Source organism: Umezawaea endophytica, from assembly GCF_025061645.1.
GTDB lineage: Bacteria > Actinomycetota > Actinomycetes > Mycobacteriales > Pseudonocardiaceae > Umezawaea > Umezawaea endophytica.
Genome location: NZ_JANYMP010000013.1, coordinates 163,721 through 186,849 on the forward strand (window position 1 = coordinate 163,721; position 23,129 = coordinate 186,849).

General features: G+C 67.8%; 21 protein-coding genes. 13 read left to right on the plus strand and 8 right to left on the minus strand.

The annotated features are described in order from the left end of the window. Nucleotides 1-10: 10 nt before the first annotated feature. Genes NZH93_RS26260 through NZH93_RS26275 form a run of 4 tightly spaced genes read right to left on the minus strand, consistent with a single transcriptional unit; the run spans nt 11 to nt 4,205 of the window. Nucleotides 11-1,291 carry an MFS transporter gene (locus NZH93_RS26260; protein ID WP_259625868.1) on the minus strand — a complete coding sequence of 427 codons (1,281 nt, stop codon included), beginning with the start codon at nt 1,289-1,291 and terminating at the stop codon, nt 11-13. 45 nt (nt 1,292-1,336) lie between these two features. Next, nucleotides 1,337-2,932 carry a GMC family oxidoreductase gene (locus NZH93_RS26265; RefSeq protein WP_259625869.1) on the minus strand — a complete coding sequence of 532 codons (1,596 nt, stop codon included), beginning with the start codon at nt 2,930-2,932 and terminating at the stop codon, nt 1,337-1,339. Then, nucleotides 2,929-3,726 (minus strand): sugar phosphate isomerase/epimerase family protein, encoded by a 798-nt coding sequence (locus tag NZH93_RS26270; protein WP_259625870.1) that lies wholly within the window; start codon nt 3,724-3,726, stop codon nt 2,929-2,931. The genes NZH93_RS26265 and NZH93_RS26270 overlap by 4 nt, the downstream gene beginning before the upstream one ends. Then, on the minus strand, nt 3,723-4,205 hold the full coding sequence (locus NZH93_RS26275; RefSeq protein WP_259625871.1) for a C-glycoside deglycosidase beta subunit domain-containing protein: 483 nt from the start codon (nt 4,203-4,205) through the stop codon (nt 3,723-3,725). Before NZH93_RS26275 ends, NZH93_RS26270 begins: the two co-directional genes overlap by 4 nt. Nucleotides 4,206-4,287: 82 nt before the next feature. Between NZH93_RS26275 and NZH93_RS26280 the strand changes: the two genes are divergently transcribed. After that, nucleotides 4,288-5,028: a TetR/AcrR family transcriptional regulator gene (locus tag NZH93_RS26280; RefSeq protein ID WP_259625872.1), complete on the plus strand. Its 741-nt coding sequence runs from the start codon at nt 4,288-4,290 to the stop codon at nt 5,026-5,028. Here the strand turns inward: NZH93_RS26280 and NZH93_RS26285 are convergent. Then, nucleotides 4,988-5,869, minus strand: coding sequence for a helix-turn-helix transcriptional regulator (locus NZH93_RS26285; protein ID WP_259625873.1), 882 nt, complete (start codon nt 5,867-5,869; stop codon nt 4,988-4,990). The genes NZH93_RS26280 and NZH93_RS26285 overlap by 41 nt on opposite strands. Before the next feature lie 87 nt (nt 5,870-5,956). Between NZH93_RS26285 and NZH93_RS26290 the strand changes: the two genes are divergently transcribed. Next, complete coding sequence (locus NZH93_RS26290) at nt 5,957-6,667, plus strand: SDR family oxidoreductase (protein ID WP_259625874.1); 711 nt, start codon at nt 5,957-5,959, stop codon at nt 6,665-6,667. Here NZH93_RS26290 and NZH93_RS26295 read toward each other — a convergent pair. Further along, nucleotides 6,647-7,612, minus strand: a complete 966-nt coding sequence (locus NZH93_RS26295) for a helix-turn-helix transcriptional regulator (RefSeq protein WP_259625875.1) — start codon at nt 7,610-7,612, stop codon at nt 6,647-6,649. The two genes, NZH93_RS26290 and NZH93_RS26295, sit on opposite strands and share 21 nt — an antisense overlap. Nucleotides 7,613-7,675: 63 nt before the next feature. Here NZH93_RS26295 and NZH93_RS26300 point away from each other — a divergent pair, with 63 nt between their 5' ends. After that, nucleotides 7,676-8,818: an epoxide hydrolase family protein gene (locus tag NZH93_RS26300; protein WP_259625876.1), complete on the plus strand. Its 1,143-nt coding sequence runs from the start codon at nt 7,676-7,678 to the stop codon at nt 8,816-8,818. On the opposite strand, the gene NZH93_RS26305 is transcribed toward NZH93_RS26300, so the two are convergent. Next, on the minus strand, nt 8,733-9,290 hold the full coding sequence (locus tag NZH93_RS26305) for a glycosyltransferase 87 family protein (protein WP_259625962.1): 558 nt from the start codon (nt 9,288-9,290) through the stop codon (nt 8,733-8,735). The two genes, NZH93_RS26300 and NZH93_RS26305, sit on opposite strands and share 86 nt — an antisense overlap. Before the next feature lie 479 nt (nt 9,291-9,769). Between NZH93_RS26305 and NZH93_RS26310 the strand changes: the two genes are divergently transcribed. The 5 genes from NZH93_RS26310 to NZH93_RS26330 all read left to right on the plus strand — a co-directional run bounded on the left by NZH93_RS26310 (nt 9,770) and on the right by NZH93_RS26330 (nt 16,876). Beyond that, nucleotides 9,770-10,003, plus strand: a complete 234-nt coding sequence (locus tag NZH93_RS26310) for a hypothetical protein (protein ID WP_259625877.1) — start codon at nt 9,770-9,772, stop codon at nt 10,001-10,003. 66 nt (nt 10,004-10,069) lie between these two features. After that, complete coding sequence (locus tag NZH93_RS26315) at nt 10,070-11,527, plus strand: DUF3375 family protein (protein WP_259625878.1); 1,458 nt, start codon at nt 10,070-10,072, stop codon at nt 11,525-11,527. Then, nucleotides 11,524-12,228, plus strand: a complete 705-nt coding sequence (locus tag NZH93_RS26320) for a DUF4194 domain-containing protein (RefSeq protein ID WP_259625879.1) — start codon at nt 11,524-11,526, stop codon at nt 12,226-12,228. The genes NZH93_RS26315 and NZH93_RS26320 overlap by 4 nt, the downstream gene beginning before the upstream one ends. After that, the gene (locus tag NZH93_RS26325; RefSeq protein WP_259625880.1) at nt 12,225-15,671 is read left to right on the plus strand and encodes an ATP-binding protein; all 3,447 of its coding nucleotides are present in this window, start codon (nt 12,225-12,227) and stop codon (nt 15,669-15,671) included. Before NZH93_RS26320 ends, NZH93_RS26325 begins: the two co-directional genes overlap by 4 nt. After that, on the plus strand, nt 15,671-16,876 hold the full coding sequence (locus NZH93_RS26330) for a Wadjet anti-phage system protein JetD domain-containing protein (RefSeq protein WP_259625881.1): 1,206 nt from the start codon (nt 15,671-15,673) through the stop codon (nt 16,874-16,876). Before NZH93_RS26325 ends, NZH93_RS26330 begins: the two co-directional genes overlap by 1 nt. A 121-nt stretch (nt 16,877-16,997) precedes the next feature. On the opposite strand, the gene NZH93_RS26335 is transcribed toward NZH93_RS26330, so the two are convergent. Beyond that, nucleotides 16,998-18,050, minus strand: a complete 1,053-nt coding sequence (locus NZH93_RS26335; protein ID WP_259625882.1) for a PLL family lectin — start codon at nt 18,048-18,050, stop codon at nt 16,998-17,000. A gap of 531 nt (nt 18,051-18,581) precedes the next feature. On the opposite strand from NZH93_RS26335, the gene NZH93_RS26345 reads away from it, so the two are divergent. The 5 genes from NZH93_RS26345 to NZH93_RS26365 all read left to right on the plus strand — a co-directional run bounded on the left by NZH93_RS26345 (nt 18,582) and on the right by NZH93_RS26365 (nt 23,128). Next, a complete protein-coding gene (locus tag NZH93_RS26345) occupies nt 18,582-19,325 on the plus strand; it encodes a hypothetical protein (protein ID WP_259625883.1) in 744 nt (247 codons plus the stop codon). A gap of 147 nt (nt 19,326-19,472) precedes the next feature. Then, complete coding sequence (locus NZH93_RS26350) at nt 19,473-19,913, plus strand: hypothetical protein (protein ID WP_259625884.1); 441 nt, start codon at nt 19,473-19,475, stop codon at nt 19,911-19,913. 231 nt (nt 19,914-20,144) lie between these two features. Beyond that, nucleotides 20,145-21,062 carry a fumarylacetoacetate hydrolase family protein gene (locus tag NZH93_RS26355; protein ID WP_259625885.1) on the plus strand — a complete coding sequence of 306 codons (918 nt, stop codon included), beginning with the start codon at nt 20,145-20,147 and terminating at the stop codon, nt 21,060-21,062. 39 nt (nt 21,063-21,101) lie between these two features. Next, nucleotides 21,102-22,523 carry an MFS transporter gene (locus NZH93_RS26360; protein WP_259625886.1) on the plus strand — a complete coding sequence of 474 codons (1,422 nt, stop codon included), beginning with the start codon at nt 21,102-21,104 and terminating at the stop codon, nt 22,521-22,523. Then, nucleotides 22,520-23,128, plus strand: a complete 609-nt coding sequence (locus NZH93_RS26365; protein ID WP_259625887.1) for a TetR/AcrR family transcriptional regulator — start codon at nt 22,520-22,522, stop codon at nt 23,126-23,128. Before NZH93_RS26360 ends, NZH93_RS26365 begins: the two co-directional genes overlap by 4 nt. The last annotated feature ends 1 nt before the right edge of the window (nt 23,129 follow it).

Here is a 23,129-nt window from a genome sequence, read left to right on the forward strand (position 1 = left end):
GATCAGTCAGTTACCGCACGTTCCGAATGAGCATCACGCACACCGCGCTGAGCGAGACCAGCACGATTCCCAACGGGAACAGGACGGCGTAGGAACCGACGGCGCCGATGAGCGCGCCCGCGACACCGACCCCCAACGTCTGCGAGAGCGTGGTGGTCATGTTGATGATGCCGAGGTCCTTGCCCGCGTCGTCCTGGGACGGCAGCACCTTCGTGATCAGCACGTAGTCCACCGCTCCGAAGGACGCGAAGCCCAGCCCGACCAGGAAGCTGTAGGCGAGCAGGCCGAGGAACGTCGGGAACACCAGCGGCAGCACGAAGGCGACGACCATGATGGCCGAGCTGAGGTAGATCAGCGGGCGGGTGGCGCCCAGCCGGTCGGTCAGCCAGCCCGCCAGCGGTGTGCCGATGAGGGACCCGATCATGCTGGCGAGGCTGATCGCGGGCAGGCGCGACACCGCCGCCTCACCGAGGCCGAGGTAGTCCTGCAACACGTAGAGCAGGTACACGGTGGTGGGGAAGAACCCGGTCATGAACAGGAACCTGCCCAGGAACACCAGTCCGAAGGCGGGGTGCTTGACGGGGTTGACCCAGAACGTCTTCAGCAGCGGCACGAGGCGGAAGGCGGGGGTGGGCACGCCGACGTTCGAGCGGCGGTTCACCAGGACGAAGACCGTGACGGCGACGACCAGCAGGACGCTGACCACGAGGTAGCCCACGACGAGCCTCTTGGCGAAGACCGCGCCGACCGCCGAGCCAAGCAGCATGCCCGCGAGGTGGCTGAGGCCCAGGCCCGCGGAGAAGATTCCCCTGCGGGCCAACGGGACCCGCTCCGGGATGTGCACGAGCAGCGGGGTGAAGATGAAGTTCGTGCTCGCCTGGACCAGCGTCCAGTAAACCATCAGTTCGGTGGTGCTGGAGGCGCGGCCGATCAGGACCGCCAGCACCAACGTCACGACGGCGCCGCCGAGCATCCAGGGGCCGCGTCCGCCGATCCGGCTGCGGGTCCGGTCGCTCAGCGCACCCGCGAGCGGTGCGGAGACCAATGCGCCGATCGCGCCGACGGCCAGCACCTTGGCGAGTCCGCCCGCGGCACCTTCGGGGTCGAGCTGCTTCACCTGCAAGGCGAGGAACACGGAGGACAGCGCGGACCAGAACAGGAACAGCACGACCGCGCTGAGGACGAGCGTGGAGAGCAGCGGGAGCAGGCGGTGCTCCCGCAGTCCGGGAAGACCTCTCCCGCCGGGGGGATCGGTGGTGGTGGCTTCGGGTCCAGGCGACGCGACGGACATCGGTACTCCTTCGTACGGCGGTCCGGTGACTGGTGGGGGGTCGGTTCAGGCCATCGCGGCTTCGAGGACCGCGGCCGCCGCGATGGCACCTCGGACCGACATGGCGACGCTGGTGAGCGTGGGGTTGCAACTCAGCTCGGCCGGGATCACGCCGTTGCACGCGACGTGGAGGTTGTCGTACCCCCACACCCGTGAACCGCTGTCGCAGACCGAGGTCCCGTCGTCCTCGGCACCCATCCGCACGGTGCCGAGGTAGTGCAGCGACATGCCGTTGGGTTGCCTCACGGGCAGCACGTCCGACGCGCCGAGCGCCTCAGCGGCGCGGACCACGTTGGCCGTCGCGAGGTCGGCCAGCGCGCGGTCGCGTTCCGTCAGCGAGTAGTCGAACTCGATGGCGGGCATCCCGTACCGGTCGCTCTTGTCGGCGCGGAAGCGCACGCGGTCCTCGAACCGCGCCTGCTTGGGCAGCAGGTAGCCGAACATGGTCACCCCCACCGGCCGTCGCCCGCCTTCGCGCTGGACCGCGGCCTGGCCGAACTGGCTGTGCAGGGGGTGGGTGACGGGGTTGAACGGGATGGTGCCCAGGCCGTTGGACGCGGTTCCGGTCGTGTTGTTCAGGCTGCGGCCCGCTCCGAAGATCTCGGAGACGTCGTCGGGCGCGTCCAGGTACTCGGGGGTGAACGCGCCGGCGATCACGAGGTGATCCCCCAGGTAGCGGCCCAGTGCCGGTGGCCGGATGCCGGAGTTCCACAACAACTGCGGGGTGCGCAGCGAGTCCGCGGCGACGACCACGACCGAGGCGGCCACCGTCGTCGTGGAACCGTCCACAAGGGACCGCAGGGTCGCGGCGCGGACGCGACCGCCCTCCTCGTGCAGGGTGGTGCAGAGGGTTTCCGCGGCGATCGTGAACGTCTCGCGGGGTTCGGTGGCAAGCACGCCGAGGATGGTGTCGCTGCCCGACCAGAGCACGGTGCCGTCCGGCGCGCTTCGCCGGGCGACGGGCATGTTGCCCGAGCGGCGGTCGTCGGGGAGGGACGCGTCGAACGCGGCCGAGACCCTGCGGAGGCATTCCGCCCAGTGCGCCGCGTCCGTCAGGGGCCGGTCGTTCGACCGGAGCAGGCGGCGGCCCCGGCCGAGGAGTTCGGCCCACTCCCCCGGCGGGACGAACCGCGGCAGTTCCGACGGGTGCGGGGTCGGTGTCGCGCAGGCCCAGTGGCGTCCCATGCCGCCGACGTTGGAGGAGAGGGCGGCGGCCGGGAGCGTGCCGTCGTCGTCGCGCGCCGCCGCGTCGCGGTCGACGAAGAACGTGCCCGCCGCGGGGACGGCGCCCGCGCGTTCCTGGCGCAGGTGCGTGCCGACCTCGGCGGAGTCCGTCGAGTCACCGCCCTCGGAACCCCGGACGGTGCGGCGCTGCTCGTCCGGGTCGGTGATGTTGCGGGTGTGCAGGCCGGGGACGGTGGTGAGGCGCGGCCCGGCCTCGACCATCAGGATGCGGGCGCGGGGGTGGTGTTCGCTCAGCACGCGGGCGTAGGTGGCCCCGTTCGGCCCGGAGCCGACGATCAGCACGTCGACCTCCGCGGGGATCGGCAGAGCGGTGCGCGGTCCGGCGAAGACGGGGCCGGTGGTCGTCGTCGCGCTCATCGGCCGTGCTTCTCCAGGAGGGCGAACAGCGTTCGCGCGGTCTTCTCGGACGGCACGTCCTTGATGAACCAGCCCTCGTACTCCCCGGCCACCGAACCCTCGAACCCGTGGTCGGCGAGCATGCCCAGCAGCTCCTCGTACGGCGTGTTGGGCTCGTCGCCGTTCTCGTCGAACATGTGCGCCTTGGCGTGGCAGTGCACCGTGTACTTGAGCAGCGGCTCGAACGTGGAGAGCTCGTTGGGGTGGATCTGGCCCGGCGCGTTCGGGCCCTGCCAGCAGGAGAAGTCCGGGACGAGCCGGAACCACGGCGAGTCGACGGCCTCCAGCGCCTCCTGGTAGTACTCGGGAGGGTGGGGAGCATGCAGTTCGACGCCCCAGATGACGCCGTACTTCTCCAACGTCGGCAGGACGCTGGTGACGTAGTCCACCAGGACGCCGACCGGGCTCGCGTTGAACGCGGGCCGCATGATCTTCGCGCCGAGGTAGCTCGTCATGGCGATCATCCGCTTGGCGTGGTGCGTCATCTCGTCCGGCGTCTGCGGGCGGTCGCTTCGGACGTTCCTGCCGAAGTAGCAGCTAAAGCAGAAGATCTCCATGCCCAGCGACGCGACCAGCTCCCGGATGGCGGTCAGGTCGTCCAGGCTGGGGTTCGGCCACCCCGGTATGTGCTGTTCGGCGATGATCTCGACGCCGTCGCAGCCGATCTCCGCGGCCGCGCGAATGGCGTCGTAGATGTCCATCCGGCCCGAGTGGACGTCCGCGCCGAACGAGTACAGGCTGAGTCCCAGTTTCATTTCTCGAACTCCATTTCGACGGTCAACCGGTACGGCAGGGTGTCGTCGGGAAAGCCGTAGCTGAACGTGGTGCGCATGTCGATGTCGACGTGCACGGCGTTCTTCTCGGCGAGCACCCCACCCAGGGCGGGGTCGGTCAGGAGCACGTCCGCGACCTCGCCCATTCCCCACCAGAGTTCATGCATGGTCTTGGCGTAGGCGATGGGGATCTGCTGGCCGCGCAGCGAGATCACGGTGTTCTCCTCCGGCACGGCATGGCCGTTCACCTCGATCTTCATCGAGGACACGGTGGACAGGTGCGTGCCGGTGTACCAGGGGTTTCGGATGAGCATTCGCCAGCCGGAACCCGCCGCCTCGATCCGGTTCGAAGCGAGCAGATCGCGCTGACCGAGTCCGGAGAAGACGCGAATCCCCTGCTTGGCCCGGTCGGCCTGGTTCCGGTTGGTCTCCGGCGCGTGGTCGGACGTCTCGATGGGCATCTACCTGGCCTCCAGCAACTGTACCAACTGGTTGGTCTAGTGAGTGTGGAAGCTAGCACCGGACCTTTTCGGTGTCAACAGGATGGTGAACGCGAAGTCGGGACCGATCGGTTTGACAAGCGTTCAAATCGGGCAATACGATCGGTCCAGCTTTTCGCAAAAAACGATCTGGAGGACTATTTTGACTGGCGCCGCAGAACTGGGGGTAAGAGGAAAACGCACTCGCGAGCGACTCGTGGTGTCCGGTTTCTCGCTGTCCATCAAGAATGGCGTTGCGAGTGTTTCACTGGACGACATCCTGCGGTACAGCGAGGTGAAGAAAGGCGCCTTCTACTACTACTTCGAGACCAAAGAGCAGTTCATCAAGGCGTGTTTCGAGGAGTGCTACCTGAAACCGGTCTCGGACGCGTTCGCCGAGTTCGAGAAGAATGAGGCGAACTCCACCGAGGACATCCTGCACTTCTTCACCACCTTCACCTCGAAGGTCAAGGAGAAGATGGACGCGCGGCTGGGCGAGCACGCCGTGGAACTGGAGGACGTGTTCTCGAACATCGCCTACATGTCACGGCAGGACAACTTCATGGCCGGTCACTTCCTCGAGTTCCACGAGAAGCAGCGGGAGTTCGTGGAGAGCTGCCTCGTCAGGATGCGGGACCGCGGCGAGGTCGCCGACGGCGTGGACTGCGCGGAGATGGCGAGCATGATGTGCTGCTGTCGCGAAGGCGCGCTGACGATGTCCTCGCGCGGTATGGACATGGACTTCGAGACCGTGATGGCGGGTTTCATGCGCCACTTCGTCCAACTCCTGGCGGGCCCGCGGTAGGAACCGCGGGGCCGCGGCCGTCCGCCACCGCGCGCAGCAGCTCCAACGCCCGCGCGCTGGGCGTGCCCGGCTCCGCCGAGTAGACGATCAGCACCTGGTCGTCCTGGTCGAGGCGCAGGTGGTCGCAGTCGAGCACGATCTCGCCCAGATCGGGGTGGTGGATCGTCTTGCGCTCGCTCTGGTGCTCCTCCACGTCGCGCCGCGCCCAGAGGTCGGTGAACCGCGGGCTTCCCGCCAGCAGAGCGCCGATCAGCCCGCGCAGCCCCGGATCGTCCGGGTAGCGCGCGGTGGCGCGACGCAGGTCGGCCACCAGGTGCCCGCTGATGCGCTCCCGGTCCGCGGTGTCCATCCACGTCCTGCCGCCACCGCCGAGGAACGCTTGCCAGGCCACGTTCCGCTCCGCGTGCGGCACGGCGGAGTAGTCGCCCAGCAGCGCCGCCGCCACCGGGTTCCAGGCCAGCACGTCGGTCTTCGCGTCGACCAGCATCGCGGGCACGTCGGCGAACCGGTCGAACAGGCGTCGCACGCTGGGCCTCACCGCGCCGCGGATCCGCCCGGCCCCCGGCGGGCTCACACCGGCCAGTCGGAACAGGTGATCGCGTTCGGCCTCCGACAGCCGCAGCGCGCGGGCCAGCGTCCCCAGCACGACCTCGGACGGGTACGGGCCGCGCGCCTGCTCCAGCCGCACCAGGTAGTCGACCGACACGCCCGCCAGGTGGGCGACCTCCTCGCGCCGCAAACCGGGCGTGCGGCGGCGCAACCCGGCGGGCAGCCCGACGTCGGACGGGCTGATCCGCTCCCGCCACATCCGCAGGGTGGCGGCCAGTTCTGTCCGGTCCATGGGTTCAAGCATGGCCCACGGCGGCCTCCGAAGCCTGGTACCACGGATCCCTGGCACCGCGCCGAAGCCCGTTCGATGGTGGGGACCATGACGAACACGACGATCGCGCTGATCACCGGAGCGAACAAGGGACTCGGCCGCGAGACGGCCCGGCGGCTCGCCGAACTGGGGTGGACGGTGCTGCTCGGCAGCCGGGACCCGGAACGCGGGTCCGCCGCCGCGTCGGAGATCGCGGGGGACGTGCACAGCGTCGTCATCGACGTGACCGACGACGACTCCGTCGCCGCAGCGGCCAAGGAGGTCGAGCGGCGCTGGGGCAGGCTGGACGTGCTGATCAACAACGCGGGCATCACCGGCGAGCGCGTCGGGCCTCGCGACACCACCGCCGACCACATGCGGATCGTCTTCGACACCAACACCATCGGCGTGGTCAGGGTGACGCACGCGCTGCTGCCGTTGCTCGATCTCTCGGCCGCGCCGCGGATCGTGATGGTCACGAGCGGCATGGGCTCGTTCGCCCTGACCGGCGACCCGCGCCGGGAGGAGTCGACCATCGTGGCGCTGACCTACCCCGCGTCCAAGGCCGCGCTCAACATGATCACGACCCAGTACGCGAAGGCCCTGCCGCGCTTCCGGGTCAACGTCGCCGACCCCGGCTACACCGCCACCGACCTCAACGGGCACAACGGACTCCAGACCGTCACCGAGGGCACCGACGGCATCGTCGCGCTGGCCACCGTCGCGCCCGACGGACCCACCGGCACGTTCATCGGGCGCTCAGGTCCGCTGCGGTGGTAGGGACGCGGCCCGGCGGAACCTCGTCGCGAGGCGGTCGAACGCCACCGCGAGTTCGGCCCCGTCGAGCACCTCGACGTCGAGGTCGAGCTGTGCCATCCACAGCGCGAGCCGGTCCGGGTCGTCGGAACCCACCTCGACCCGGCACGTGGACTCGTCGACCACCTCGACGTCCACCGGGATGTGGATCTTCGCGGCGACCGTGGCGGCGGAGGCGTGCACGAGCAGCCGTGCGCGGTACTTCCAGGCCCCCTTGCTGACACGGCGGACGACGTACTCGACGGCGCTGTCCTCGGGGATCACCCGCGGCCGGAACCGCGCGCCCGTCGGCGCGCGCGGGGCCATGCGGTCGACGCGGAAGACCCGCCAGTCGTCGCGGTCGAGGTCCCACGCGAGCAGGTACCAGAGCGCTCCCCAGGTCACCAGCCGTTGGGGTTCGGCGTGGCGCGCCTCCTCGTCGCCCCCTGGTTTCGTGTACCCGAACCGGAGCCGTTCGTGGCCGCGGATCGCGGCGGCGACCGCGCCGAGAACGGAGAGGTCGAGCGGCTTCCCGGCCCCTGGGACGACGCTCATCGCCTCGCGCACCGCTTCCACGCGCCGACGCAGCCGGGAGGGCAGCACCTGCTCCAGCTTCGCGAGCGCGGTGAGCGACGTCTCCTCGACCCCGAGCCTTTGGGTCGCGACGGCGCCCAGTCCGACCGCGACGGCGACGGCCTCGTCGTCGTCGAGCAGCAGCGGGGGCATCGCCGTCCCGGCGGCCAGCCGGTACCCACCCGCGACGCCGGGGCGCGCGTCCACGGGGTACCCGAGCGACCGCAGCCTGCCGATGTCGGCGCGCACGGTCCTCGTGCTCACCTCGAGCCGGGTGGCGAGTTCGGCGCTCGTCCAGTCGCGCTTGAGCTGGAGCAACGACAGCAGTTCGAGCAGGCGGGCCGAGGTCTCCAACATGGTTGGGATCGTGCCGGCAATTGCGGAAGCAAGCCTGCCGCATTGCCTGAGAATGTCGGCGTCATGAACGAGAACAACGCACTCACGCCGTTCCGCGTCGACATCCCGCAGGCGGACGTCGACGACCTGCGCGACCGGCTGGCACGCACGCGCTGGCCGATCCCCATGCCGGGCCGGGACGATCGCGCCGACTTCAGCCGCGGCATCCCGTTGGTGTACCTGGAGGAGCTGGCCGAGTACTGGCGCGACGGGTTCGACTGGCGGGCGCAGGAGGCGAAGCTCAACGAGCAAGAACAGGTCACGACGGTCGTCTACGGCCAGACGTTCCACGTCGTCCACGTTCGATCGGCGAACCCGACGGCGACCCCGCTGATCCTGAACCACGGCTGGCCGGGGTCGTTCGTCGACTACCAGCGGCTCGTCCCGCTGCTGACCGACGAGTTCCACGTGGTCATCCCGTCCCTGCCCGGCTTCGGGTTCTCCACCCCGCTGTCGGGGACCGGCTGGGAACTGGCGCGGACGGCGGACGCCTGCGCCGAGATCATGACGCGCCTCGGCTACGCGAGGTTCGCCGCCCACGGCACCGACATCGGCTCGGGCACCACCGGCCGCCTCGCGGCGATCTACCCGGAGCGCGTCATCGGCACGCACATCGGCAGCGACCCCCGGCTGCTCGGGTTGCTCGGCGACAAGTTCCCCTACCCCGAAGGCCTGTCCGACGACGAGACCGCCCAGATCGAGGCGGTGCGCACCGAGGACGCGGCCGACCACGGGTACCTCCGGATGCAGGACCACCGTCCCGACACGATCGGCGCGGCGCTCACCGACTCGCCGGTCGGCCAGCTCGCGTGGATCGCCGAGAAGTTCAGGACCGGAACCGCGGGCGCCTACCGGACGCCGGACGAGTCGGTCGACCGCGACCAGCTCCTCACCACCGTCAGCCTGTACTGGTTCACCCGCAGCGGCGCGTCGAGCGCCCAGTTCTACTACGAGTCCGAGCACTCCGGACTCAGCCTGGTCATGGCGTCCGACGTGCCGTCCGGCTGGGCCGTGTTCAACACCCACCCGCTCCTGCGCCGCGTGGTCGACCCGTGGAAGGCGATCGGCCACTGGACCGAGTTCACCGAGGGCGGCCACTTCCCCGCGATGGAGGAACCGGAACTGCTCGCGAACGACATCCGCACCTTCTTCCGCGGCATTTCCTGACCCCCGCGCCGCAGGCCCACGAAGGCTGACACCACGAGCGCCGCCATCCCCGGCAACACGGACGCGTTGCCGGGGATGTGCTGCCACCAGGTCCACGACATCTCTCGGTCGTCGCCGCCCGGCAGCCAGGAGGCAGAACACCGCGGCTGGCACGGCGAACGCCAGCAACGTGAGCACGCACCACACCTAGCGGTGGGACCACGACACGGGTGACACCAGCAGCGTTGGCAAAGGCGGCCGTCGAGGTGAGCGCGGCCCGCCAGTCCTTGCACACGCGCCGCCTCAGGTCGCCCACCACGAGACAGTCGACTACAACCAGCGTCATCAGGACCAGGTTGACCTGACCGAACCCGAACGTCGAGATAACCGGCTCCACCGCGACGGCACTGACCGCCGCCGCGGGTGCCGCCGTCCACACGACGTGCGGTCGTCGCGTGAACCGGCTCGTCACGACCAGGCACACGGCCGACATGGCCACGAAGCCGGGCGCTAGCGCCCGGTACTGGCAGCCCCCGGTTCGGCCTGGGGGCGGGCGAAATCCTCGACATCACGTCGATGAGGACTCGAATCGTCTCCGGCATCAGAGCGCACGAGTAACCCGCCGACCGGCAGAACCCCCTCACGCAGAGATCGGGATGTCGTCGCTACCAGACGATCTTCGAACACCCCGTCCCGCCACCGCTGTGTCGGCAGGTCAGCGCCCACTGCGCACGTTCCCCTGTCCTCCCCATGGCCCTGCCACCAGGGAACTTCGCCAGTGGTGAAACCCTTGAGCCTCCGGCGGCGATAGGCCAGCAGCAGGGACCTGCCCTGCTCTGAAAGGTCCGCGATCATGAATCCTGTCGGCCGCGCACGCGGCACGTGGTACTTCGTCTTGGTGATCGCGAGCGCCGGCATCTTCGCCGCTGTGCCCTTCGCACACGCCGCACACCGCCTGCGGAGGCCATCGCTGTGGTTGTGGACTGCGCTCTACGCAGCGGCGACGGCCGTGCTGATGCTCATCATGCCGTCATCGCGCAGTGCTGCGGACTCGACGACCGTGCGGCCGAGCAGATCGAGCAGATCGAGCATGCCCGCAACCAGCACTCCATGCCCTTCCACTCGGTCGACGAGTTGCTCGTCTTCGCCGAGCTGGACGTCAGCGTGTCGGACCTGATCCGCGAACGGGCGGTTGTCTATTCCTGAACGTTCTCCCACTGCCGTACACGGGCTCCCCCAGTGCAGGCAGGTACAGCAGGATGATTGGCGATCGTGGAGATCACGAGCGAACAGATCCGGATGGCCCTGGGCTCGAACCCCACCTTGACGCTGCTCAAGGCGTATTCGAGGGACTGGGTTCTCCCGCTGTTGGCCGAGCACCTCGAACAGGTCGACGGCTCCGTGTCCGCGGAGTGGTTCCACGAACGGGTCGCCGAGGCGCGCGAGCAGATTCCCGAGTGGCACGGCAACGTCGCACCGGCCGAACACTGCCGTGATTGGGTCGAGAAGCGCTGGTTGGAGACCGAGACGCTCAACGGCCGCTTGAGGTACCGCCTGTCGCCCTACTCGCTGCGAGCGCTGCGGTTCGTCCGCGAACTCGTCGAAGGTGAGACGACCGTCAGCGGTGCTCGCCTCGGATCCATCTCCCATGCGGTGAGGCTCCTGGCCGACATGACCAATCCGAACCGGGACGTCCAGGTACGGCGCATCGACCAGCAGATCACCGAGCTGCGCAGAAGACGCGAAGACATCGCCTCGGGTAGGGTACGACTGGCGACCTTGGAAGAGATGAAGCAGCAGTTGCGCGAGATCCTCGCGATGACGCGATCACTGCCCGCCGACTTCCGGCAGTTGCGAACCATGGTCGAGGACCGTCATCAGGAGGTCGCACGACGGACCATGGTCCAGGGGCCGCCAAAGGCCGACCTCGTGGAGGAGTACCTCCGGGAGAACGACCTCCTGTCGAAGACGAGCCAGGGCACGGCGTACCTCGGGTTCTCCCGACTGCTGTCGTCCGCGCAGACCGAACAGCTCCGCGCGGACATCGACCAGATCCTCACGCAGGAGTTCACCCGCGAGCACGTGAGCGCCGCACAGCGTGAAGAACTCGACAGCATGCTCTCGACGCTCCTCACCGCGGAGCTCGACGTGCAGAACAGTTACGTGCGCTGGTCCGCGTCACTGCGCCGGTTCCTGACGCGCGCCGCCCACGGCCGCCACCACCGGCTGCTCAGCCTCGCCGACCGCGCTCTGCACGCGGGCGCCACCTGGGCGCAGGTCGAGCCGGGACAGCGGTACGTACCGCAGGACGTGCTCGGCGTAGGTCCTTTCGCCGTCATGGACATCTCCCAGACCCAACTGTGGCGAGATCACGGCCCGCAGGAGGTCGTCGTCGAGGTCACCCAACAGCACGCGGCGTTACCCGTCGAGGACCGGGCCGCCCTTCGCCTGGCTGCCGGCACCAGCCCGCGCGCCGTCGGGCGAACCATCAACAAGCTGCTCGCCGACCGATCGGTGGTGACCGGCGCCGAGGTGTTCGAAGCCACCCCGATGGAATTCCAACGCCTGGGCACTCTGGTGAGTCTGCTCGACCTCGCCGTCATGCACGGACAGGTCGACACCGGCCTCGTCGAAGCGGTGCGGCTGTCGGGGAACCAGGTCACTGCCCTGAGGGCGACGCTGCCCCACCTCGTCTTCGACGCCCCGGTCCCAGCGAAGGAGGCGCCGTGAACAAGCGCCTCGACGACATCGACGACGACTCGGCGTCCAGCGGCGATGTGGACGAGTACGGCCTCGAAGACGACGAAGGCAGAGGTCCAGGTGAGTCGCGGTTGCCGACCGCGGCACGCCGCGCATTGACAACACTGCTGGTCAAACGGTTTATCACCCGGTCCGGCAACCGATCCGCGTGGGACGCGTTGCTGGTGTACGAGAACGAGATCCGCGAACGCCTCGCCGACATGTACCTGCTCCTCGTCGTGGACAAGGAGCACGAGGTGGCCTTCAAGCGGCAGGATCCGGCAGAGGACGCGCCGAAGTTGCTGCGCCGAGACAAGCCGCTGCACCGTGACGCATCCCTGCTGCTGATACACCTGCGCAAGGAGCACACGTACACGGACGCGACTGACGACCCGGTCGTGATCACCCGCGCTCAGGTGGCCGAGTTCCTCCGTCCGTTCCGGGAGGACGGCGATGGCGACGAGGCCAGGTTCGACCGCCGTGTGGACACCGCCATCCGCGCTGTGGTCGACCTGAAACTGCTGACGCAGGATCCGGACGCGGACTACCTGTTCACCGTTTCACCCGCCGTTGTTCCCCTGATCGGTGTTGACGAGGTGATGCGCATGGAGCGGTACTTCGTGCAGGCGGCCACCGCTGTAGGCGTGATCGATGACTCTGAGAGCGACGAGACCGATGAGGACCTCGCGTGACCGACCGTCAAGCGGCCGCGGGATCATCTGAGCAGAACGTGCTCCCCTTGGTCGTCACCGACGGGCAGGGTGCGGCGCAGTTCCGCATCAGCCAGGTCCAGATCCTCAACTGGGGTGCGTACTCCGGCCTGCAGACCATGACCGTGGCGCGGTCGGGCACAGCGATCGTCGGCCCGTCGGGGCGCGGCAAGTCCACACTGCTGGACGCCGTGGCTTCGGTGGTCCTGCCGAACCCGCAGGAGTTCAACCAGGCTGCCCGTGACGATCGGGGCAAGAAGCGTGAACGGACCGTCTACTCGTACGCACGAGGTCATACCGACCAGCGACAGGACGAGAACCGGCGCTCCGCGACGACGAACTACCTCCGACCTCCTGGCGGTACCGGTTTCCCCAGCGGTGCGGCGATCACCTGGGAGACCCGCGATGGACGAAGCGCCACGGCATTCCGCCTGGCGTGGGTCGGCTCGGACGCCGACGGGCCGGAGGCGATCGGCGCCGCCACCGTGTACGGGTTCGTCAACGACCACTTCGACTTGACGCAACTCCACGGCATCACAGCAGTGCGCCAAGGCGCCTCCCCGTTGTCGAAAACATCGCTCGAACGTCTCGTCGACTTGAGTCGGGGCGACGTGGTCGATCCTTCACAAGCACGGGTCCACGCCAAGATGCGCACCGTCATGGGCATGGGATCCACAGACGAGTCCCAGCGCTTGGCCATGCAACTGCTGCGCCGCGCCCAAGCTTCCAAAGGCATCTTTTCCATCAATGCCCTGTTCAAGGACTTCGTGCTCACTGAGCCACTCGCCTTGACTCGATGGACCATCGCGCTTGAGGCGTATCGAGAGGCATCCCGGCTCTACGACGAGTTCGAGACAGCACGCCGCCGCACCGACGCGCTTGCACCCCTTCCCCCGCTCGCCAAGAAGTATCGCGCCGCAGGCACGGACTACGTGGTCAAGAGCAGGCTGCTGATCGGTGACGGACACGAACCGACGGGGATTCAGGTTTGGCACGCCCAAAAAGTCGCGGCCTGGGCCGAGACCGCGATCGACGACAACCGCCTCGCCAAGGCCGAGGTGGATGAGAAGCACGCCGCAGCCGCCAGGGATGCCGATATCGCAGCAGAGCGCGAGAAGGACACGCTCGCCCAGATCACCGCTGCAGGCGGAGATCGTTCCGAGCTCATCAAGTTACGTCTCGAGAACGAAAAGCGTGCTCTAACAGAGATCGGGAGAAGACGGCTGCTGTTCGAGAAGCGCCTCCATGCCTTCAGCATGCCCCTCCCCACCTCACCGGGTGACGTGACGCTGACGCACGTCAGCCTCGACGACCTCACGACGCGGGAAGCGGCGGCGTTGAACGGCATCTCCGAGGCTGCCCAGAAGGCCACTGCGAGGCACTGGCAGCTTCGCCAGGACGCCGACGAGAAAAAGCTTGAAATTGCCGGTCTGCGCTCACGAGGAAGCCTAATCCCGGAAGACGCCGATGCGCGCCGCAACCAGATCGCCTCCAACCTTGGTATCGAAGTCGACCGGCTCCGATACGCCGGGGAACTGCTCCAGCTCAAATCCGAACACCGCAGGTGGGAAAAAGCGGTGCTCGGCCTCCTTCTGCCGCTGTCGAGCACGCTGCTGGTCGACAGCCACGACCTCGCGCGTGTGCGGAAGTACGTGCACGACAACGACATGCGAGGGTCGATCACCATCGCCCCCGCAGTCCCAGGAGCACCGGCGGTCGGTCTGATGGCCAACAGCGTTCCAGCACTGCTCGACATCGCCGATCACCCGTTCCGCGGGTGGCTCGCGGGCGAACTGAACGACACGATGAACTACTACTGCGTGGAGTCGGACTCCGACCTGGACGGCAGACCTCCGGCAGGGGCTCGCGGTTCGATCACCCCAGCAGGCATGCGCACGGGCTCGCGAAACCGTTTCACCAAGGACGATCGTCGCCTGCGCTACCCGTGGGTGGGATGGGACACCCGCCGTCTGCTGCGAGAACTGGGAGAGGAGCACGAGTCGCTCCTGCGTGAACTTGCGGTTGCCGATGTTTCAGCGCGAGAAGCCAGCGAACGGCACAACGCAGCACGGGACCGGTTGACCGAACTACGAACCCTCCGAACTGACCTGACTTGGAACCAAATCGACACGTCGATCGCCGAGCAGCGGATGGGAGAGCTCGAAACCCAGCTCGCTCAGGCCAGCTCCCCCGAGATCGCGCACCTGATGAGAATGCTCGACGCTCAACGAGTCAAGGCGGTTGCCGCGAGTACCAAGGTGCGACTGCTGGAGGGGGAACTTGAGAGCCTCGAGAAAGCCTGGGGCGACCTCATGACGATCGTGGATGAGGCGAAGGACCGCGTTGAGGCGGCCTCGCCGCTGACCGGTGACGAGCGTGCCGCACTCGCCCCCACTCCATTCACCGCGCCCGCAGGCACCACCGGTGTCATGGCCAGTTTGAAAGCGGCGACCGAGAACCTGCGCCAGCAGGTCGAACGGCACAGGGACGACCGCGAGAAGTTCGAGGACGCGGTAGTGGCTCGCATCGCCGCCTACCGGAACCTGGACGAGCGAACCGGGCGCGAAACCGACGGCACGATCGACTCCCTGCCGTCGGTGCTGGCGATCTACCAGCAACTCGTGACCGACGACCTGCCCCGCGCGAAGAACGCCTGGCTCGCCAAGGTCGACGAGGACATGAACCGGCAGTTGCGCGGGCTCCTCGTTCAGATCGACGACGACGCGCGGTCGATCAAACGAGGCCTGGCTCCGATCAACGACGTGCTGCGCAACGTGCGATTCCGCGTGAACGCCACTCTGAGCATCGCATCGGTCGAGAGGCCGAGCAGCGACCTCAAGGACTTCCGCCGGATCATCACCCGGTACACGAGCAACACCGTTGGGATGGACACCGAGAGAAACGCCGACCAGGTGGAGAAGTCGTTCACCAGACTTCGCAAGCACCTGGCAGGCCTCGACGACCAGTCGAGAGCCGGGGACGCCTGGCGGCGGCGAGTGTTCGACGCCCGCGAACACGTCGAGTTCCAGGCCATCGAGACCCGTCCTGACGGAGTCAAGGTCGTCCACGACGGCGTCTCCGGCATGAGCGGCGGCGAAGGACAAGAGCTGATCGCGTTCATCCTCGGCGCGGCCCTGCGGTTCCGCCTCGGCGAAGGCCACGAAGGCCCACCCAGGTACGCGTCGGTCATCCTCGACGAGGGATTCGTCAAAGCCGACAGCGACTACACCGGCCGGGCTCTGTCCGCTCTGCGGGCACTCGGATTCCAGTTGATCGTAGGCGCGCCCCGCGAGAAGGCGACTGCCTTCGAGGGCTACGTGGAATCTGTCGCCTACATCAACATCGATGTCGCCGACCCGAACCGCGTGCGCATCTACCCGATGACCATGCAGGAGGCGCTGCGCCTCGAGGAGGAGCCCGAGTAGTGCGAGACCCGGACCAGGTCCTGGATCAAATACGCGTTCGGTACGGCAAGAACTGGCGCGATTGGCTCCTGCACGGCACTGAAACCGACTTCGCCTTTGCTCTCGCCGCCCCCTCCGCGCAGATGATCGCCCGCGATTCCGAAGTGGTCGACCGGTGGTTGCGAGTTTGGCGGGACTGGCTGAAGGCACACCCATCGGCTCGGTTGCGCACTATCTCGCGCCGCACCGTCGTCGGCACCCAGGAGGTGTTCACCCACCTGGACATCCCCACGGTCGACGACCTCGTTTCCCTCGACCACCGCTTGACCGACCACTGGGCACGAGCAGATGTCAGGTGGACGCGGCTCCGGGCCCTGCCCAACGGCGTGGTCGTACAACGGTTGCGCCCGTACCTGCAGCAGATCGTCGACATGGCCGATGCGGACTTCCAGATCTTGCACGACGCCGTCGTCTGGTTCACCGAAAACCCGCGTTCTGGACTGACCATCCGACAAGTACCGGTGTTGGGGATGCACACCAAGTGGCTCGCGCGGAATCGCCGACTCGTCCTGGCGTGCCTCGACGTCACCGAGCAGTCGCGCGCCGACAGCGGACAGTCGGACGAGGGGCTGGAACAGAACGACCTGGACCCGCTCGGTCTCAAGGCGCTACCCGTGCACGTCGACGTGATCCTGGCCGACGCCGCCGATCGAGCACTGGTCGGCGGTCTACGGCATTTGAGTGCGCCCTTGGCGGAGATCGACGCCCTGCCCATCCGCCCGGACACGGTCGTGATCGTGGAGAACAAGGAATCCGCCTACATCATCCTCGACCGGCCTCGAACCGTGGTCGTGCACTCTCTTGGCAACCACCTCAACGTCCTGAGCGAAATCAACTGGTTGACCGGTGCTCGTCATCTGTACTGGGGAGATCTCGACCGTGCCGGGTTCACGTTGCTGTCGCGTGCTCGCACAAGACTCCCGCGCCTGGTCTCCGTCCTGATGGACCCCGCCACGCTCGAAGAGCACAAGGCCCTCGCCGTCGAGGACGAGACCCGAGCCGATTCACCGGACCCCAACCTCACCGCCACCGAAACCGCAGCCCTGGCTGCACTGTCGAAGCAGCACGGCACTCATGCACGCTTGGAGCAGGAGCGCATTCCGCTACCGTTCGTCTTCGACCGGCTACGCCTCGCCCTGAACACAATCGGTCCCGATCGACCTTGATCCACGATCTGACCAGCGCAAACAGCGAATCTGCACGTAACGTCGTTCGATTGAAAGTCGTGAAGACCACTTCGAATTAGTTCAACGTCCCCCGGCTTTTCCAGATCCGTCGTGCGGTGGATCAGCGTGGCATTGGAATCGCTCGCCACTGCGACCACTCACCAGACCATGATCTCAGCCAGAGCTCGCCATTCTTGTCGAGTCCGATGCAACACAGATTGTGCGCGCTGGTGGTACCGGCCGCGACATCGTCAAGTCCGGAGGGTGGCGTGTCCATCTGCCTCCACCCGGACCAGCCTTCGCTACCACTGTGCCACTGGTGTCCCAGGTCACCGGACTTGCCCACCACGAACATCTCCTGGAAGTCAGTTGCTTTGCGGAAGGAGGTGACAGCCTTCGCAGGAGAGCCCGGTCTACCCCAGTTGTGCCATCTCTCCCACTGTTGGTCCGCATACCACCGTTGCCATACGGTGCCATCACGGTCGACCGCGAAGTGCTCAAGCACATCGTTCTTCGGCGAGCACCCCGCCACATCGATGGAGCCTGGCGCTCCGGCGTCGTGCCAACTGGACCATGGCTGGCCGTCCCACTTCCACGCGTGCAGCGACCGCCCTGTGTCCGTGATGCAGAAGAGCTCGCGATGTTTGGGCGCGAAGCTCGCGGACGCGATCCGGATGATCCGTTCAGAGGGAAGCACCAGCGGGACCACGTGCCAGGCCGACAACTGTCCGTGGTCTCGCCGTGCCATCCGCACGGCCCCCTCGGTGTCAACGGCGTAGTACTCGACCACGTGGTTGGTGGGAACGACCGCGGTGACATCCCAGGACATCCTGTCCACGCGGAGATCGGTCCACTTCGACCATGTGCCGTTGTCGGCGTAGCCCATGGCCAGAACGGTGCCTGAGCGCGTCGCAACGACGACCTCCATGATCCCGTCACCCGTATCGACCGCGGCCACAGCGCGCGCTCCGAGGAAGCGTGAGCCGGGGCGCCACCGGTGCAACCACACGGCCGTGCACACGACGAAGAGGAAGACACCGATACCAAGGGGCCAGATGTTCTTCCTCGCCCATTCGGGGTCGATGGCCGCGCTGAGCGTGTTGGCGCCAATCGCGCTGATCAACCCGACGGCGGCGGTAGTGGCGACGGTCATGTTCCGCAATTCGGTGCGCACGACCCGTGCGTCGTGAAGCGGGGCCCGCCCGTTACGACGGCGCGGCAGTAGTGCTTTGGCAAGCACTACTGCCCTGCGCTGTCATCGCGAGTCTTCGGATCCGGACGGGTTGTCGGCAGGCATGTAGAACGTCAGTTCGCGGTAGTCGTGCTCGATGCGCCGCCGCGCTTTGACCAGGCGCACAAGATCTCGCAGTCGGATGTCGCCACGCAGAGTTGAGACCTGGTCGTCGGTGGGCTCGGAAGCACCGAGTGGCCATTCGGCCGGCAGCCGGTGTCGCCGAACACCTCGGGCAATCCCACGCCGAGACAGGTCTCGGCAACCACACCACCACGACCAGCAGACACAACGCGCCACTGGCCGAACTCCCCCCAGCACTGCCGAAGAGTTCTGCACCATCCTCGGCAAAGACGATGTAACCCGTCCTGCCATCTCGTCGATACAGGGCAGACCGGCAACGACGGAAGCAAGGCGGTGAAGTGTGCTCACGTTGAGATCGGGCGGGGATGTGACGGCTCAGAGGAGTTCGGCGTGACCTCTGAAGCCCTCGAAGGACCGTTACCCGCGTCGAGCGGACGAGGTCAGCCGATCCTCGACCTGCTGGACAAGGCCATCGGCGCGCAGACACCGCTGGTCCGCAAGAACATCGCCCGCGCCCGCCAGCGCAACCCGGACGCGACGCCGGAGGAGGTCATCCGCGCCCTGGAGCGGATGTACGTCAGCGCTCTGGCCGGCACGGGGGCCGCGGTCGGGGCCACCGCGGCCGCGCCCGCCGTCGGTACCGGGGTCGCGTTGGCGCTGTCGGCGGGTGAGTTCTTCTCCTCGCTGGAACTGAGCACCCTGTTCGTGCTCTCGGTCGCCGAGGTCCACGGCGTCCGGTTGGACGAGATCGAACGCCGCCGCACGCTCGTCATGGGGATCCTGCTCGGCGAGTCCGGCTCCAAGACCATCGGCAAGGTCGCCGAGCGCACCGGCCAGCACTGGGCCCGCCAGCTCGTCGGCAAGGTGCCCGTGGCGGCGCTGAAGCAGATCAACGGCGTCCTGGGCAGGAACTTCATCACCAAGTACGGCACCAAGCAGGGGATCATCGTGCTCGGCCGGGTCGTCCCGTTCGGCATCGGCGCGGTGATCGGCGGTGGGGCCAACGCCACCGTCGCGGCCCTGGCCGTCCGGGCCGCCCGACGCGCGTTCGGCCCGGTCCCGCGGTCCTGGCCCGAGGCCGAGCCGGAGCCCACGCCGGAATCCCCCGAGGCACCGCAGGGAGTCGTGCCGTAGTCGACCCGGTCGATGTGAGGAGAAACCGGTCGGGAGGTGGCATGTCCGACCGGCTGTTCGGCGTGCTGGAAGGCATGCTTGGCCCTGGTCCAGAAGTCGGGTACCCGCGTTCGGGGCCGCGGCCAGCCGAGCAGACGAGGTAACCGGATGAGCACGGACAACAGCCCCGAGATGGTCGCCGAGCTGGATCGCCTCGACGAGGCGGTCAAAGCAGCGCCCGCGGGTGACACCTCGGCGCAGATCGCGTTGTGGCGGCAGGTGACCGCGTTGGAGAGCTGGTTCTTCATCGCGCGAGGCCCCTCCGACCGACCCCGCCCCTACTCCGCGGCCGCCGCGCAGGGGCCGATGATCTGCCTCTACAGCAGCGCCGTACGGGCGAACGAAGCCACTCGCGTTCTCGGGTTGGCCGACGAGGGTGGCTCGGTGCCGTTGTTCGGCGTGCCCATGCCAGGAGCGATCGACTACGTCGCCTCGTTCGGCCAGGCGGGCGTCGTCGGCGTGACGCTGGACTACCCGCGGCTCGGCCACTACATCCCGCTGGCCAACCTGGGTCTGCTCAAGAGCTGGATCGACGGCGCCGCACGGTGAACGACGCCTAGCCAGACGCCTGCTCCGTCAGGTGGTCGCACGCGGGTGAAGACCGACCCCGGCTACTGGCGCGCCCGGAAACACCGCTGCGCCATGGCCCCGTTCGCCGATAGCGGACCGCGGGCTCGCACCCATCACCATGCCTGGTTGTGGCGCGTCCGAATCCTGTAGTACGTTGTTCTAGAGAACGTTGTTCTACAGAGTTCCGGCGTCCGTTTGGAGGACCAGTTCATGGAGATCCGTCGCCGACTGACCACCGAAGGCACCCTCGTGGTCGAGACCCGTCCGTTCCAGGACAGCCCGTGGCTTCCCAGCGACTCGAAGAACGCCCTGGGCTACGAGCCCGCGTTCTCCCAGGAGTGGGAAGCGGAACGGGCCGCAGCGCACCACGTGGGCGAGAACGGTGAGGTGCTGCCGTTCCAGCCACTGTCCTTTCGCGACTTCATGTTCTACGAACAGCACAACATCGACGCCGCCCGCGGCTACATCGGTCGTTTCCGCCCGCAGGCGGCCAAGGTGATCAAGGGTTTCGAGACCCTCACCCGCTCCACCTTCCCGCGCTTCCGGCCCAACCGGCTCTGGTATCGCCAGCCGACCTACTACATGGGCAACATGGCCACCATCGTGCCCAGCGGCACGCCGGTCACCGCGCCACCGTTCAGCCGGGCCCTGGACTACGAGTTGGAACTGGGCTTCGTGCTGAACGCGCCGCTGCTGAACGCCCGCCCGGCCGAAGCGGAGGAGGCCATCGGCATGTTCGTGCTGCTGTGCGACTTCAGCGCCCGCGACGTGCAGATCCCCGAGATGAACAGCGGTTTCGGCCCGCAGAAGTCCAAGCACTTCCTGACCTCGCTGGCCACCACCGCCGTCACCGCGGCCGACCTGCTGCCGCGCTGGCGCGAGCTGAAGTCACGGGTGATCATCAACGGCGAGGTCGTCGCCCGGCCGGACGCGCGCAAGCCGCAGTGGACCATGGGACAGGCCCTGGCGCACGCGTCGGCGGGCGAACAGCTCTACCCCGGCGAACTCTTCGCGATCGGCACGCTGCACAGGGGCTGCGGCATGGAGATCGGCCGCTGGCTGAAGCCCGGTGACCAGTTGCGCTTGGAGATGGACGACGTCGGCGTCATCGAACACGCCATCCACTGAGCCCGCTCGCCGGCACCACAGAACCCTCCAGGAGAAACGATGACCGGCACGACTCCCGTTGTGTCCCAACGCGCGCCCGGCACCGCGGCGCCGGTGCGAGCGCTGTCCCGAGGAGAACGGGTGAGCTTCGGCGTGGGAGGTCTGGCCACGGGCCTCTTCACCACGGTGCCCGGACTCGTCCTGCTGTACTACCTGACCGACACCCTGGGGGTGGCCGCAGGCCTGGCCGGTGCGGTCGTCACGATCCCCAGGCTGCTCGACCTGGTGTTCAACCCGCTCTCCGGGCGCCTGTCCGACCGCACCGCGGGCCGCTGGGGCCCCCGCCGTCCCTGGATGGCGGCGGGGGCGCTGCTGCTGCCGGTGACGTTCGTGTCGATCTTCTGGTCCCCCTTCACCGGTGACGTCGCCGCGCTGTGGGTGGGACTCGCCTTCGCCTTGTCCGGCGCGGCTTTCTCGATGTTCATCGTGCCCTGGTCGTCCCTGCCTGCCGAGATCGGGCCGGACGCCGCCACCCGCACCAGCATGATGTCCTGGCGAATCGTCTTCCTCGCACTGGCCATCCTGCTCGCGGGCGGACTGGCGCCCGCCCTGGTCGAGATGTTCGGCGACGGCCCCTCCGGCTACCGCTCCATGGCCTTGACCTTCGCCCCGGTGATGCTCGTCGCCATGGGCATCGCCACCTTCGTCGGCGCACGACGCTCGACCCGCGCGAGCGTCGCCACGGCCGCTGAAACCGGGACCCTGCGCGAAGCCCTGCGCGCGGTGCGCGCCAGTCGGCCGCTGCGCAGCATGTTCGTGGTCATCATCCTGTGCGAGGTGGCCGCGTCCGTCGCCTTGACGGGCGGCCCCTACATAGCCGACCACGTCATCGGGTCCGAAGACGCCCTCGTCCCGATCTTCATCTGCCTGGTGGCGCCGTTGATGCTGACGATGCCACTGTGGTCGCGGGCCGCGACGCGCTGGGGCAAGCGCCCGGCGCTCCAGGCGGCCGCCGCCGTCTTCGCCCTCGGCGCCGGTCTGTTGATCGCTCTGCTCTTCGTGCCCGACGCGGCCAAGCTGCCCGTCGCCCTGTTCTCCATCAGCGTCATGGGCACCGGCTTCGCGGGCACGTCCATGCTGCCACCGGCGATGTTCGCCGACGCCGTCGCCTACGAAGCGCGGACCGTCGGGAAACGCCGCGTCGGACTGCTGACCGGTGCCTCCAACGCCGCCGAGACCATCGCGGGCAGCATCGGCGCGGGGGTGTACGCGGCGGTGCTCTCCCTCACCGGGTTCATCTCCAGCGAGGGCGTGCAGGTCACCCAGAGCACGACGGCGCGACTGGGCATCGTCCTCGGCGTCGCAGCGGTCTCCGTGCTCGTGGTGAGCGGCGTGATCCTGGTGCTGCGACGCTATGAGATGGTAGAGGCCGACATAGACCAGCTCGGCTCACCATCCCGAACGGACACCGCGACGACATGACCCCGCCCCCCGCCGCTCGCCACCGCACCGCCAGTGAACAGGTGGGCTCGGCGCTCCTGGACGCCGCACAGGCCGTCCTGGATCGCGAGGGTCTGTCGGCGGTGTCGGTGCGAGCGGTGGCGAGCGAGGCGGGCGTGGCGCCGATGGGGGTCTACAACCGCTTCCAGAACAAGGACGGCCTCCTCATCGCCCTCGCCACGCGGGCCTTCGGCGCCTTGAAGGACGCGGTGGGCACCGGTGACCCGGTCGAGGATCCGCTGGGACGCTTTCGTGAGGGATGCCGCGCGTACCGCACATTCGCCCTGCGGTACCCCCAGCAGTACCGCCTGATGTTCACCGGTGTCGAATCGCTGGCGTCCCCGTCGCCTGCCGCCGAACACGGCTCCGCCACGCTCCAGGTGCTGGTGGACACCATCGATGTCGCGGTCCAGCAAGGAATCCTGCGCACCGAACCCGTCCAGGCCGCCCAGGTGGTGTGGAACGCGATCCACGGCGCCGTCAGCCTCGAACTGGCGAACCTCCACGTGACCCTGAAGCGGCACGGCTTCGATCCCGCCGAGACCTACGACAGGATGCTCGAGGTCCTCATCGACGGACTCCGCTGAC

Bases quoted from the DNA above. Each gene is read 5' to 3' on its own strand.
- NZH93_RS26300 (WP_259625876.1), top strand. From the start codon at position 7,676: ATGAACGAGAACAACGCACTCACGCCGTTCCGCGTCGACATCCCGCAG.
- NZH93_RS26305 (WP_259625962.1), bottom strand. From the start codon at position 9,290: ATGTCGGCCGTGTGCCTGGTCGTGACGAGCCGGTTCACGCGACGACCG.
- NZH93_RS26350 (WP_259625884.1), top strand. From the start codon at position 19,473: ATGAGCACGGACAACAGCCCCGAGATGGTCGCCGAGCTGGATCGCCTC.
- NZH93_RS26265 (WP_259625869.1), bottom strand. From the start codon at position 2,932: ATGAGCGCGACGACGACCACCGGCCCCGTCTTCGCCGGACCGCGCACC.
- NZH93_RS26295 (WP_259625875.1), bottom strand. From the start codon at position 7,612: ATGTTGGAGACCTCGGCCCGCCTGCTCGAACTGCTGTCGTTGCTCCAG.
- NZH93_RS26290 (WP_259625874.1), top strand. From the start codon at position 5,957: ATGACGAACACGACGATCGCGCTGATCACCGGAGCGAACAAGGGACTC.
- NZH93_RS26270 (WP_259625870.1), bottom strand. From the start codon at position 3,726: ATGAAACTGGGACTCAGCCTGTACTCGTTCGGCGCGGACGTCCACTCG.
- NZH93_RS26360 (WP_259625886.1), top strand. From the start codon at position 21,102: ATGACCGGCACGACTCCCGTTGTGTCCCAACGCGCGCCCGGCACCGCG.
- NZH93_RS26365 (WP_259625887.1), top strand. From the start codon at position 22,520: ATGACCCCGCCCCCCGCCGCTCGCCACCGCACCGCCAGTGAACAGGTG.
- NZH93_RS26260 (WP_259625868.1), bottom strand. From the start codon at position 1,291: ATGTCCGTCGCGTCGCCTGGACCCGAAGCCACCACCACCGATCCCCCC.
- NZH93_RS26285 (WP_259625873.1), bottom strand. From the start codon at position 5,869: ATGGACCGGACAGAACTGGCCGCCACCCTGCGGATGTGGCGGGAGCGG.
- NZH93_RS26355 (WP_259625885.1), top strand. From the start codon at position 20,145: ATGGAGATCCGTCGCCGACTGACCACCGAAGGCACCCTCGTGGTCGAG.
- NZH93_RS26280 (WP_259625872.1), top strand. From the start codon at position 4,288: ATGGTGAACGCGAAGTCGGGACCGATCGGTTTGACAAGCGTTCAAATC.
- NZH93_RS26275 (WP_259625871.1), bottom strand. From the start codon at position 4,205: ATGCCCATCGAGACGTCCGACCACGCGCCGGAGACCAACCGGAACCAG.